The 12,522-nt window shown below is 66.4% G+C and carries 14 protein-coding genes and 2 riboswitches; of the genes, 12 read left to right on the forward strand and 2 right to left on the reverse strand.

Features of this window, described 5'->3' with window-relative positions:
• Position 1: 1 nt before the first annotated feature.
• Positions 2-235, reverse strand: a complete 234-nt coding sequence (locus ACX80X_RS11535) for a hypothetical protein (protein WP_058932785.1) — start codon at positions 233-235, stop codon at positions 2-4.
• A 246-nt stretch (positions 236-481) separates the two neighbouring features.
• Between ACX80X_RS11535 and ACX80X_RS11540 the strand changes: the two genes are divergently transcribed.
• From ACX80X_RS11540 to ACX80X_RS11550, 3 genes are read left to right on the forward strand one after another with little or no spacing between them, the layout of a single operon-like run.
• Positions 482-865: a cold-shock protein gene (locus tag ACX80X_RS11540; protein ID WP_056347308.1), complete on the forward strand. Its 384-nt coding sequence runs from the start codon at positions 482-484 to the stop codon at positions 863-865.
• A 9-nt stretch (positions 866-874) separates the two neighbouring features.
• Positions 875-1,429 (forward strand): DUF3027 domain-containing protein, encoded by a 555-nt coding sequence (locus tag ACX80X_RS11545; protein ID WP_252611383.1) that lies wholly within the window; start codon positions 875-877, stop codon positions 1,427-1,429.
• A gap of 45 nt (positions 1,430-1,474) precedes the next feature.
• Positions 1,475-2,809, forward strand: a complete 1,335-nt coding sequence (locus ACX80X_RS11550; protein WP_252611381.1) for an MFS transporter — start codon at positions 1,475-1,477, stop codon at positions 2,807-2,809.
• An 83-nt stretch (positions 2,810-2,892) separates the two neighbouring features.
• Here ACX80X_RS11550 and serC read toward each other — a convergent pair whose 3' ends face one another.
• Positions 2,893-4,023: a phosphoserine transaminase gene (gene serC / locus ACX80X_RS11555; protein WP_459312138.1), complete on the reverse strand. Its 1,131-nt coding sequence runs from the start codon at positions 4,021-4,023 to the stop codon at positions 2,893-2,895.
• Between the two features lie 277 nt (positions 4,024-4,300).
• Between serC and ACX80X_RS11560 the strand changes: the two genes are divergently transcribed.
• From ACX80X_RS11560 to fdhD, 9 genes are all read left to right on the forward strand, one after another.
• Complete coding sequence (locus tag ACX80X_RS11560; RefSeq protein WP_252611379.1) at positions 4,301-4,996, forward strand: metal-dependent transcriptional regulator; 696 nt, start codon at positions 4,301-4,303, stop codon at positions 4,994-4,996.
• A 153-nt stretch (positions 4,997-5,149) separates the two neighbouring features.
• Positions 5,150-5,368: riboswitch (cyclic di-AMP (ydaO/yuaA leader) on the forward strand.
• A gap of 3 nt (positions 5,369-5,371) precedes the next feature.
• Positions 5,372-6,196 (forward strand): M23 family metallopeptidase, encoded by an 825-nt coding sequence (locus tag ACX80X_RS11565; protein WP_252611377.1) that lies wholly within the window; start codon positions 5,372-5,374, stop codon positions 6,194-6,196.
• 147 nt (positions 6,197-6,343) lie between these two features.
• A riboswitch (cyclic di-AMP (ydaO/yuaA leader) is annotated at positions 6,344-6,506 on the forward strand.
• 70 nt (positions 6,507-6,576) lie between these two features.
• Positions 6,577-7,251: a C40 family peptidase gene (locus ACX80X_RS11570; protein WP_459309846.1), complete on the forward strand. Its 675-nt coding sequence runs from the start codon at positions 6,577-6,579 to the stop codon at positions 7,249-7,251.
• Between the two features lie 187 nt (positions 7,252-7,438).
• On the forward strand, positions 7,439-8,191 hold the full coding sequence (locus tag ACX80X_RS11575; RefSeq protein ID WP_459309847.1) for a C40 family peptidase: 753 nt from the start codon (positions 7,439-7,441) through the stop codon (positions 8,189-8,191).
• 236 nt (positions 8,192-8,427) lie between these two features.
• Positions 8,428-8,928 (forward strand): HNH endonuclease, encoded by a 501-nt coding sequence (locus tag ACX80X_RS11580; protein WP_056346655.1) that lies wholly within the window; start codon positions 8,428-8,430, stop codon positions 8,926-8,928.
• 62 nt (positions 8,929-8,990) lie between these two features.
• On the forward strand, positions 8,991-9,695 hold the full coding sequence (locus ACX80X_RS11585; protein ID WP_459312140.1) for an NTP transferase domain-containing protein: 705 nt from the start codon (positions 8,991-8,993) through the stop codon (positions 9,693-9,695).
• A complete protein-coding gene (locus ACX80X_RS11590; protein WP_252602308.1) occupies positions 9,692-9,985 on the forward strand; it encodes a DUF6457 domain-containing protein in 294 nt (97 codons plus the stop codon). Before ACX80X_RS11585 ends, ACX80X_RS11590 begins: the two co-directional genes overlap by 4 nt.
• Positions 9,951-11,387, forward strand: a complete 1,437-nt coding sequence (locus ACX80X_RS11595) for a molybdopterin molybdotransferase MoeA (RefSeq protein ID WP_374210050.1) — start codon at positions 9,951-9,953, stop codon at positions 11,385-11,387. Before ACX80X_RS11590 ends, ACX80X_RS11595 begins: the two co-directional genes overlap by 35 nt.
• A 126-nt stretch (positions 11,388-11,513) precedes the next feature.
• Entirely contained in the window at positions 11,514-12,437 is a 924-nt protein-coding gene (fdhD, locus tag ACX80X_RS11600) for a formate dehydrogenase accessory sulfurtransferase FdhD (RefSeq protein WP_252602313.1), read from the forward strand.
• The last annotated feature ends 85 nt before the right edge of the window (positions 12,438-12,522 follow it).

Here is a 12,522-nt window from a genome sequence, read left to right on the forward strand (position 1 = left end):
GTTACCGCCCGCCGGACTTTCCTGCCCGGCGCCGGCCCGCCACGCTGTCCAGCACCAGGAAAAGCATCAGCAGGAACGCCACAGGCAACCCGTACAGGGCAGTGGCAGTGACCCAGGCCGGAGCAGCGGAGCCTGCGAAGGCCAGTGCCATGACGGCTCCCACCGCCACGAGGGAAAGCATGGCAACAACCGCTGCGCAGATCATCAGTGGGCGCCGGTATCGCGAGGGTGTCATGCAGGCAACGCTAACAGCCGGGCGGCCGGTGGTGGCGCCACAGGCGGCCGTGAGCGGCGGGCACACAGCCGCAGGCAGGCGGCAGGACGAAGGGTGCGTGAAAGCAGGATTCCGGCCCCCGGCAGGATAACCTTGAAGAACAGACCAACACGGTCCGTCGCTGTCATACCCTGAACCCGCACATCAGTGCGGATGCGGTGACTGCCGGCCGTGTCAGAAGACGTCAGAACGAAGAAGGTTGATTACGTGCCTACCGGCAAGGTCAAGTGGTATGACAAGGAAAAAGGTTTCGGATTCCTCGCAGGCGAGGACGGCCAGGAAGTCTTCCTGCCCAAATCATCGCTGCCCGAAGGCATCACGGAACTGAAGGCCGGCACCCGGGTTGAGTTCGGCGTTGCCGACGGCCGCAAGGGTGCACAGGCCCTGGGCCTGCGCGTCCTGGACAAGACGCCGTCCATCGCCAAGGCCAAGCGGCCCAGCGCCCGGGACCTCGCGCCGCTGGTCCAGGACCTGGTCAGCGTGCTGGACAACCTCTCCGGAACCCTGTCCGCGGGCAAGTACCCGGAAGGCAACAAGGGCAAAGCCATCGCGGCTGCCCTGCGTAAGGTTGCCGACGAGCTGGACGTTTAGGTCTTGGCCATGAACGCGGAAGCTGAACAGCCGGACACCACAACAGCGGAGAACGTAGGCGCCAAAGCCGAGGCCAAGCGCCGCGCCGGCGTGCCCGTGTGGCGTACCGGAAAGCCGGATGCCTTCCTCGCCGCTGCCGTTGGCGAGGCGCGAACCGCCATCGAAGGCATCGCGGCGGCGTCGGACATCGGTGCGCACCTGGCTGCCAAAAGTGAGGGCGACCGCCTGGTCACCCACCTCTTCGAATCAAGAATGGCCGGCTACCACGGCTGGCAGTGGTACGCGGTCCTGACCAGGAACTCCCGCTCCAAGGTGGTCACGGTCAGCGAGCTTGGCCTCCTGCCGTCGGAGGACTCCATCCTCTCCCCGGAATGGGTGCCGTGGGCCGAGCGCGTCCGCCCCGAGGACGCACAGGCCGCAGAGGAAGAGGAACCGCGCACTGCCGAGGCTTCCGCTGCGGAGCCGGACGCATCGCACGCCGAGGCTGAGACTCCCGGGTCCGAGGACCGGGACGAAGACTCCGAAGTCGACGAAGGCGACGACCCCGCCGGCGAGGCTGACTAAGCAGTTGCCAATGCGCAGGGTTGAGAACCAAGAAGGCCGGCACTGATGTCCACCTTCAAATCCCTGCACATCCTCAACTACCGGATCTGGTTCCTCGGCGCGCTGGTTTCCAACATCGGAACCTGGATGCAGCGGACGGCCCAGGACTGGCTGGTGTTTGACCACCTCACCGATCACGACGCCGGGGCCATGGGCATCACCATGGCGCTGCAGCTGGGGCCGCAGCTCTTCCTGGCGCCGGTCGCCGGCCTCGTGGCGGACCGGTACAGCCGCCGGCAGCTGCTCATCATCACCCAGTCAATGATGGCCCTCCTGAGCACCGGCCTGGGCATCCTCGTGGTGCTCGGCGCCGGCCAGCTGTGGCACGTCTACGGCTTCGCCCTGCTGCTGGGCATGGTCTCCGCCCTCGATGCCCCGGTGCGGCAGACCTTTGTTTCTGAACTGGTGCGGGACGACTACCTGCCCAACGCCGTGGCCCTGAACAGCGCCTCGTTCAATGTCGCCCGGATGATCGGGCCCGCCGTGGCCGGCGTCCTCACCGTAGCGGTAGGTCCCGGCTGGGTGTTCCTGATCAACACCTTCACGTTCCTGGCCATGCTTCTGAGCCTGTGGAAGATCCCCGCCGCGTCACTGCGCCAGCTTCCCCGGGCGGCTCCGGGTAAGGGCCGAATCCGGGAGGGGCTGCGCTATGTGCGGTTCCGGCCGGACATCGTGGTGGTCCTGGTGGCCGTGTTCATTGTGGGAACACTCGGCCTTAACTTCGTGCTGTTTATCGCCGCGATGGTGGGCACGGAATTCGGGCTGGACGCCAGCGCGTTCGGGCTCATGAATTCCATCATGGCCATCGGTTCCGTGGCAGGCGCGCTGCTCTCCGCCGGCCGCGGCAAGCCCCGCTTGCGGATGATCTTCGGCGCCGCGGCCGCCTTTGGGGTGACCTCGGGACTGGCCGCGCTTGCCCCGGACTACTTCTGGTTCGGCGTGGCGCTGGTGCCGGTGGGCCTGTTCGCAATCACCATGATGACCAGTGCCAACGGCTACGTCCAGACCACCACCGATCCCGTGATGCGGGGCAGGGTCATGGCCCTGTATATGGCCATCTTTATGGGCGGCACACCCATCGGCGCCCCGTTGGTGGGATGGGTGGCCAACGTCGCCGGCCCCCGGTGGTCGCTTTCCGTCGCGGCCGCCTCCGGGATCATCGCCGCCGTGATCGGAATGATCTGGATCATCCGCGCCCAGCGGCTCCGGCTCACCTTCAACCGGCGGGCCTGCGGCCTCCGGTACTTCGGCGTCGTCTCCCACCTGGGCGTCCAACAACCGGGGGACAACGCAAACGGCGCCGCCCGGGACGAAAACCCGGACGACGCCGTCGGACGCTGACAACCGGCGGCACCACAAGACAGCGCGAACGGACACTTGGGGCCCTGGTTCCTGGGCCCCAAGTGTCCGTTCGCGCGGGTGCGCTACTTGCGCAGCTCGCCCACCACATAGTCGATGCTTGCCAGCAGCGCGGAGACGTCAGCCGGCTCGATGGCAACAAACGTGGCGATCCGGAGCTGGTTGCGGCCCAGCTTGCGGTACGGCTCGGTGTCCACGACCCCGTTGGCGCGGAGCACCTTGGCGATCGCGGCGGCGTCGATCGAGTCGTCGAAGTCGATGGTGGCGATGACGTTGGAACGGTCCTCCGCCTTGGCCACGAACGGCGTGGCGTACTCGGAGGCCTCGGCCCAGGAGTAGATCCGGCCGGCGGAGTCAGCGGTGCGGGCGGACGCGAAGTCCAGGCCGCCGTTGGCGTTCAGCCACTGCACCTGCGCGTCGAGGGTCACCAGGGTGGAGAGCGACGGCGTGTTGTACGTCTGGTTCAGCTTGGAGTTGTCAATGGCGGTCTGGAGGTCCAGGAAATCGGGGATCCAGCGACCACTGGCCTTGACCCGGGCGGCGCGTTCCAGCGCGGCGGGGGAGAAGAGCCCCAGCCACAGGCCGCCGTCGGACGCGAAGTTTTTCTGCGGGGCGAAGTAGTAGACATCGGCCTCGGAGACGTCCACGTCCAGGCCCCCGGCTGCGGAGGTGGCGTCCACCAGGACCAGGGAACCGGCGTCGGCGCCCGCGACGCGCTTGACCGGAGCCGCGACACCCGTGGAGGTTTCGTTCTGCGGCCAGGCATAGACATCCACGCCAGCCTCGGCGGCCGATACCGGGCGCGTGCCGGGCTCGGACTTGATGATGGAGGAGGCGTCCAGGAACGGGGCCTTGTTGGTGGCTGAGGCGAATTTGGAGCCGAACTCGCCGAAGGACAGGTGCTGGGCCTTCTTTTCCACCAGGCCGAAGCTGGCGACGTCCCAGAAAGCGGTGGAGCCGCCGACGCCGAGGACCACTTCGTAGCCTTCGGGGGCGCGGAAGAACTGGCTGAGGCCTTCACGGACGGAGCCCACGAGGTTCTTGACCGGAGCCTGGCGGTGGGAGGTGCCCAGGATGGTCTTGGACGCCGCTGAGAGCGCTTCGAGCTGCTCCGGCCTGACCTTGGAGGGTCCTGCGCCGAACCGTCCATCCTTTGGCAGGAGGTCGGCGGGAATAGTGATGCTGGTTTCGCTCACGGGGGCTCCAATTTCGGCATGGACGTGGCTCACGTCCGGGCGGTGGGGTGGCCGGTAGTCGGCGGTGACTGCATAAGGACCTCCTTTATTCTGCCTGAACCCTCGATTGGGCGGGGAACCGGGGCCGTCATAGTCCGGCCAATGAGACCGTTTGTCCCCGCCCGGGCATTATCCAGACAAATTCAAAATAGGCTAAGCTTTTTAGCGGACCTCGCCGCTGAGCGGGACGCGATACGGTGGGACAACGCAAGGTACTGCGCTCGAGGAGCTGAGCTGGATGACGGATCTGATCGATACTACGGAGATGTATCTTCGGACCATTTTGGAGCTTGAAGAAGAGAACATCGTTGCTCTTCGCGCACGCATCGCCGAACGGCTGCGGCATTCCGGACCCACGGTGTCCCAAACCATCGGCCGAATGGAACGGGACGGACTGGTCGTGGTCTCCGGAGACCGTCACCTGGAGCTCACGGAAGCCGGGCGGAAACGCGCTACGGAAGTGATGCGCAAGCACAGGCTCGCGGAACGGCTCCTGGCGGATGTGATTGGCCTGGACTGGGCCTATGTCCACGATGAAGCGTGCCGCTGGGAACACGTGATGAGTGAACGCGTTGAGCAGCGCATCTACGAGTTACTTAACCACCCCACCGAGTCTCCATACGGCAACCCCATCCCCGGACTGGCTGCCCTGGGCGGACCCGCGCCTGCGCTGCCCGACGCCGGTGTGATTAATCTCCTTGATGCGATGCAGGGCTACGGGCCGGCGTCGAACGTGACGGTCAGCCGGCTGGCTGAACCCATCCAGGTGGAACCTGAGCTGCTGGTCCAGCTGGACGAAGGCGGGATCAGGCCCGGTGCCTCGGTGTCCTTGGAGCGCGTGGGGGAGTACATTTCCGTGCGGGTTCCGGGAATCGAAGGGGCGCTCGAGCTGCCCCCGGAAGTGGCATCCCACGTCTTCGTTTCCGTCCGCTGACGGGACGGCGGTCCGCCGTGTGGGGCCGCGCCATAGCGCAGTGACCCAGGTTCCGCAAAGATAACGGAATTGTTACTGTCCAAGTTAATCACCTATAGTTGTAACTCAGCGTCGATACAAAAGCGTTACCTGATCCGGAGCCGAGCTCTGCCAGCGGATCAGGTGCATCAGTCACCAACTGGCAGAGGCGGGGGAACCACAACCGGCAGTCGTAAGACTGCCTTGGGGTGAAGTCCGTCAGCAGCAAGCCTCTTCCAGCGAAGGATCCTCACGGGATATCTCTGCGCCAAGTGCTTGTCACGGCGGACCGGGTCTTTGAACTCTCTGACCCGAATCCGACAGCTAACTTCGCAGGCTATCCAGAGAGGAACATTCTTGACCACGCAATACTCCAGGGGCCGCCGTCGCGCGGTGGGTCCCGCCTCGGCGCCCAGAGTGGCCGAGGATTTCACCGCGGAGAGGCCCCGCGACCCACAGCGGGACGCCCGCCGCCGCCGGGGACCCTTCCGGCAGATGACGGATTTCGCCGCCGCCAGTGGCCTCGGCCAGAAGGCCGGCATCGCCTTGGCAGCAACAGGCCTAGCACTTACCGTGACGGTTCCTGTGACCGGCCCCGTGATGGCCACTCCGGCACCCGGCCAGGCCGCATCGGCCGTTTCCGCTGCTCCGCAGCCCGAAGTTACCGCCGAAGCCGCCGCCCAAATTGATTTCAGCCGCTCGTCCGTGGTTACCCAGGGTGATCCCGACGGCAAACTGAAGCAGCTGCTGAGCGCACAGTCCGCGGGATCCATTACCCGTGCGGCCTCTGCCGGAAGCCTCGGCTCGCCGCTAGCCCAGCTGGTTACAGTCTCTCCGTTCGGATTCCGGGTCAGCCCCATTACCGGCGGCTCCGGCGATTTCCACCGTGGCCAGGACTTCGTGGCACAGTGCGGAACCTCTGTCCTGGCTGCCGCCAGCGGCACCGTGACCTTCGCCGGCTGGCACCAGTACGGCGGCGGGAACCGCGTTGTGGTGGATCACGGCAATGGCCTTGAAACCACCTACAACCACCTCTCCTCCGCCAGCGTCAAGGTAGGCCAGACGGTCAGCCGCGGCGATTTGGTTGCCCTGAGCGGCACCACGGGCGCGTCCACGGGCTGCCACCTCCACTTCGAGGTCCAGGTCAATGGCGAAGTCGTTGACCCCACGGGCTGGCTCTGACCAAATGATGGCCAACTCTCGAATCGCAGTGACGTGCCGTGACCTGAATGTGACATTGGCTCGGAACTCCTGTAACGTCTAAAGCGCGTCAACTTTTCCGAAGTTGACGTTCTTGAGTGGATTGCCTAGCTCTGCCACCGCTCAAGGTCCGTTCGCATGACATCGTCTGGCAGGGGCGGGGGAACCAATTTTGGTCTTCGATTCTGAAGGCCTTGGGGTTAAGTCGCAAAGCTTCCACTGTGAAGCAGCGCGGCCGGGTGACTCCCATCCGAATCCGACAGCTCACCTCGCAGGCATTGGGAGAGGCTACCTTCGTGTCTTCACGCCATACTTCTGCGCGTCACCGCGCACAACCGGTTCGCACTAACCCCTTGGGCTCCGTGTCCAAGGCCGTCAGTGCCAATGCCGGGACCGTAGGTCGCCAGGCTGCTGTTATCGCAGCTGCATCAGGTCTGATCCTGAGCATGGGGCTTCCGGCCAACGCCGCGGACACCACCGCCGGCGTTTCCGCCTCCACCGAGTCCGGTTCTGCGCAGACGGCACTTGCCGTAACTGCCGCGCCCACGGCTACCGTTTCCTTCGAACGCCCCGTCATCAAGACGACGCCGGCGCCGAAGGTTGAGACGGTCCGTGCGCAGTCCACGGCCTCCGAAGCCGGGGCTCAGGGTGCTGCCGCAACCGAGGCCGCGGCCTCCAAGCTCGCTGACACTGTCTCCTCCGCTGCCGCTTCGGGTCTGGCAGCACTTGCCTACACCGGTATCGGCAACCCCTACCTCTGGGGCGGCACCACTCCCAATGGCTGGGACTGCTCAGGCTTCACGCAATGGGTCTACGCCCAGGCTGGCATCAGCATTCCCCGCACCAATGCCTGGACGGCCATGCGGCCCACCGCCACACCGGCCACCGGTGACCTGGTCATGCAGAATGGCGGCGCCCACGTTGGCATTTACGTCGGCAACGGCATGATGATCAGCGCACTGAACCCGTCACAGGGCACGCTGCTCCACTCCGTGGCATCAACAGGCTCCTCCGCGTTCTTCACAATGGCCCCGTAGTTCCTGCAGTCCAGTAGTTGCTGCAGCCCAGTAGTTGCTGCAGCTTGGCTGCCGGAACCGTTTCTTCGCGAGAAACTCTTCGCTAAATCCCCGTTCGGGGCGTGCCGGCGTACCCCCAAGATGCCGGCGCGTCCAAAGCCCTTAGGCTGCCTACGCGGTCCTGAGGAAAACGAAAGAGAGAAAATTAATGACTACACGTGCAACTGTTGCACGGCACCGCGCCGAGGTCGCCAAGACCAACTCGCTGGCTGTCATTGCCAAGGCTGTCGGCGACAACGCCGGCGGCATGGGCCGTCAGGCTGCGGTTATCGCTGCTGCTTCCGGCCTTGTCCTGACCAGTGGTATCGCTGCGAACGCGGCTGACACCGGCGTCCAGCGTGAAGCTGCGTCCGCTTCGAACCTTGAGGCTGAGGTTTCCGCCCCGGCCATCATTTCGGCTGCTTCCACCATTGCCATCTCCTACGAGAAGCCCGCAGTGACCACCACGCCGGCTCCCATTGAGGCTCCCGCCCCTGTTGTTGAAGCTCCGGCTCCGGCTCCGGCCAAGGCCGCGGCCACCCTCACGGTAGCGTCGGCAACTCCGGCCGCTCCGAAGGCGCCGGTCTCCGCCAGCGGCAAGGGCCAGGCCATCCTGTCCGCAGCCTATGCACAGCTCGGCGTCAGCCAGGACTGCACCATGCTGGTCACCAACTCGCTGGCTGCCGTGGGGATCAACTTCCGCGACTGGCCTGCAGGCTACCTGTCCCTCGGTCAGACCGTCAGCGCCGCCGAGGCCCAGCCCGGCGATCTGTTGTACTACGCCGACGGCGGCGCGGGCGTTGCCCACATTGCCGTCTACGCTGGCAACGGCCAGGCCGTGCACGGGGGCTACAACGGCAACCAGACCGTTGTGTTCAGCGCCAATGTCGGCTCCGGCCCCGTTTACATCCGCGTGTCCTAGCACCAGAGTCAGCATTCGAAGGACCCTCGCTTCACGGCGGGGGTCCTTCGCTGTCTGCGGGCTGCTGCCCTGATCCGGAGAGATGCACGAATCCGACACGTGACGGCGGCCGCTTCTGCGATTAGCTGATCCCGGGATTCTTTGTTTACTCTTGTGGTGTCGATCCATAGCCCGGATATGCCGGGGGCAGCCGGCCCTCGTGCCCCTGACGGGTGCGGCCACAAAGAGGTACGTGCATGCGCACTCTCGTTCTGAATGCTGGATATGAACCGCTGGCGGTAGTCACCTTCCGCCGGGCGCTGGTGCTTGTGCTCACGGGCAAGGCCAGTGTCATTGCCGAGGGCGATGATCCTGTGGTGGGACCGCAGGAGATCCTGGGCCGCCCGTCCGTGATTCTCCTGAACCGCTACATCCGCCCCAGATACAACCAGAGCACCGCAGTCAGCCGCCGCGGAGTCCTGCGGCGGGACGGCCACCGCTGCGCGTATTGCGGCAAGGGTGCCCACACCATCGACCATGTGCAGCCCAAATCACGTGGCGGCGCCGACTCCTGGGAGAACCTGGTGGCCGCGTGCCTCCGCTGCAACAACACCAAGGGTGACCACACGCCGGCTGAAATGGGCTGGAAGCTCAGGTTTGATCCGGAACCGCCGCATGGCACCATCTGGCAGATCAAGGAACTTGAGAAGCCCACGCCGGCTTGGGATCCGTTCCTGCTGCCTGAACGGGCCGCCTGAATCCAGTCGCTCCGCAAGTCCAGCCCGCGCAGTATTCCAGCCCGCGCGGTTAAGCTGGGAGGGTGGACGCTGACCCCCTCGACTTCGATGCCGTCATCCTCGCCGGCGGCCGTTCGTCGCGGCTCGGTGGCGTGCCCAAGCAGAGTCTCACGTACGACGGCGCCTCCCTCTTGTGCCGCTCCGCCGCCGCTGCGAGGGGAGCCCGGGCCGCCGTCGTGGTTGGTCCGGACACCGGGGAGGTGCCGGCCGGCGAAATCCCTGCCGGATTTCTCCGCTGCCGCGAAGAACCCCCCTTTAGCGGACCGGGGGCGGCCATCGCGGCCGGGCTCGCGGCCCTGGCCGCTGCGGGTGGCAGCCGCCCCGGGCTGACGCTGGTGCTGGCCTGCGACATGCCCAACGTAGGGCAGGCGGTGGCGGTGCTGAAGGCTACTTTGCGTGCGCGAGGACCCACCGCCGGAGCGCCCACGGGACCGGACGGCGTAGTGGCCGTCTCGGAGGATGGCCGCCGTCAGCCGTTGGTCGGTTTTTATAGCACGGCCGCGCTACAACGTTCCGTGGCGGAACTGGAAAGCACAGGACGCTTAATCAACGGGTCGGTGAGGGCACTCCTTGCTAGTCTGGACGTGCAGCTTGTCGCCGTTCCGGCCGGCTCCACGGCAGACGTGGACACCTGGGACGATGCCGCCGCACTTGGAGTGGCCGGCCCGGATCCCCTAATCGGGCTCCGGGGCAACACTGCCGCAGACGATTTGGGAGGCAGAGCGTGAAAAGCCAGGACGAGACGCTGGAAGAATGGTGCAGGTCCTTGCTCCAGGCGTATGAACTGGAGGACGTCCAGATCGACGTCAACACCATCCTGTCGCTGGCCGGCGTGGCAGCCCACTCAGTGGTCCGCCCCGCCGCCCCGCTCACCACCTTTATTGCCGGTTTCGCCGCCGGCCTGGCTGCGGGATCGGGGCAGGCCACCAACGCCGCCGCCATGACCGCTGCCATGGACCGTGCCCGCACCCTGGCTGCTGACTATGACGCCGAATCCGCCGGGACCCCCGTCGAATGAATCCCGTTCAGTGACCGCCGCCCCCGGCGACGCATCCGAAAATCCCGAGCAGCAGACAGCCCCGGCAAAGCACCTTGCCCATACCTGGGATGAGGCGCGCAGGGCCGCTTTTGATATCGCCACGCCGATTCCGCCGGGCCGGGTTCCCCTGGGCCAAGCCCTGGGCAGGGTCCTGGCCGGCGACATCACTGCGTTGCACGACATGCCGCACTACGCGTCGTCTGCGATGGACGGATGGGCCGTCAACGGCAGCGGTCCGTGGATCGTGGCAGAGGCAGGCCAGCGGCTGGCACCCCACCAGGCCAGCCCCATCGTCACCGGCGGACTGATCCCGCCCGGCGCCAAAGCGGTCCTGCGCAGCGAAAGCGCCGTGCTTGGAACGGACGACGACGGCCTGCCGCTCCTGATGACCGGCGGCGGCGCCCGCCCCGGCGAGCCCGGGAACGGCCAGCACATCAGGAAGGCCGGCGAGGAAGCCGCCGCGGGAGATGTGCTGGTCAAGGCCGGCGTAACACTGAACCCGGCCCATCTGGCGGTCGCAGCCCTGGCCGGGCACGATGACCTGCTGGTCCAGGGCAAGCCGGTGGTTAAGCTCCTGCTGACCGGCTCCGAAGTTGTGGCCCACGGGCTGCCGGTCCCCGGACAGGTCCGGGACACCTTCGGTCCGCAGCTCGCGGCCGTAGTGGAAATGCTTGGCGGTATTAACGGCGGCCAGGAGCGGATCGGCGATTCCTACGCTGAGTGGCTGGACGGCCTGGCCGACGTCCCGCCCGAGGTGCCGGACCCCTCCGCGCTGCCTGCCGACGTCGTGATCACCACCGGCGGTACTGGCGTCTCGGACACCGACCACCTCCGCCGGGCTGTGGCGGAACTGGGCGGGCGGCTGGTCATCGACGGCATCGCCATGCGCCCCGGCCATCCGGCTGTCCTGGCCGAGCTCCCCGACGGTCGCTTTGTCCTGGGGCTCCCCGGAAACCCGCTGGCCGCCATGATGGCACTGTCCACGGTGGGCGAACCGCTGCTGGCGGCGCTGGGCCACGGCACCATGCCGCCGGTGCAGGAGGTCCCGTGCGGGACCACCATTGAGCCTGAGCCGGGCCGGACCAGGCTGATGCCCTTCAGGCTGCTGTACGGGATGGCTTCACCGGCCAAGCACACGGGTCCCGGGATGATGCGCGGACTGGCGTCGGCGCACGGTGTGATGGTTGTTCCGCCGCATGGCGTGCAGCTGGGCGAACCAGTCCCGGCGTTCGCTTTGCCGTGGGGGCCGCCGGTGCCCGCGCCCGCGCACCCGGGTACCAAGCCCAAGGGCCGGCCCGCCGCTAAGCCGGCCACCCGGGCAGCTGGCAAGGACGCTGCGAAGCCTGCCGGTCCGGTGGACTGGAGTGCCCTGCTGGGGTAGGCGCCGTGCTGCGGAACCACGTACGCCACAGCCCGGCCAGTGGTGCAATGATGGACCTATGAACAGCGCCAGCCGGCAGGTCCGGAACGTCCACGGGGCCCTTCAAGACAGTCTGGCGGTTCGCTGATGGGGCGCGTGACGCAGCGCCGCAAGGTGCACAAGTATGTTTTGGATGGCTCGCCCAATGCCCTTGAGTTCCCGGTCCGCCACCGCGAGGACGTCCTCGCCGTCGAAGAGCCGCTGGAAATCCGGATCGGTGCACTGTCATTCTCGGTGACCATGCGGACGCCCGGGGACGACTTTGACCTGGTGGCCGGCTTCCTGGTGTCCGAGGGGATCATCTGGGCTCCGGAGCAGCTGGTGTCGTTGCGGTTCTGCGCCGGCGAGGACGAAGACGGCGTCCAGACGTTCAATGTGGTGGAAGCCCAGCTGCGGCCCGACGTCGAACTCCCTGCGAAGGGTCGGAACGTCTTCACGTCCAGCTCCTGCGGTATCTGCGGCACGGACTCGATCGAGGCAGTGCGCAAGTCCTCCCATTTCAGCCCGGCGGCGGATCCATTGACCGTGCCCGCCCATGTGCTGGCATCACTGCCCGGGCGGCTCCGCGAAGCGCAGGACGTTTTTGACGTCACCGGCGGAGTGCACGCCGCGGGCCTCTTCCGCATAACGGACGACGGCGGCGTGCAGCTTTTGTGCCTGCGCGAGGATGTGGGGCGCCACAACGCCGTGGACAAGGTAATTGGCTGGGCCCTGCGGGAGCGGTTGCTTCCACTAACCGGGCTGGTCCTGCAGGTCTCGGGCCGCGCATCGTTTGAACTCGTCCAGAAGGCAGCGTTGGCGGGCATTCCCGTACTGGCGGCGGTGAGTGCGCCGTCGAGCCTTGCTGTGGAGCTGGCGGAGGCCAGCGGCATGACCCTGGCAGGGTTCAGCCGGGGCACCAGCCTGAATATCTACGCCGGACAGGGCAGGATTACGCTGCCCGCCGCGCAGGTTCCGGAGCCGGTTCGCGGGGAGGACGCGGCCGAGTTAAGCGCGAACGCGCCGGGATAAAACGGCCCCAGCACCCTTCGGCGAAGATTTCCGGTGACGCTTGGCTATTGAGCTACTAGCCGGTAGATTTTATCCATCGATTGGA

This window comes from Pseudarthrobacter sp. MDT3-1 (assembly GCF_054510755.1).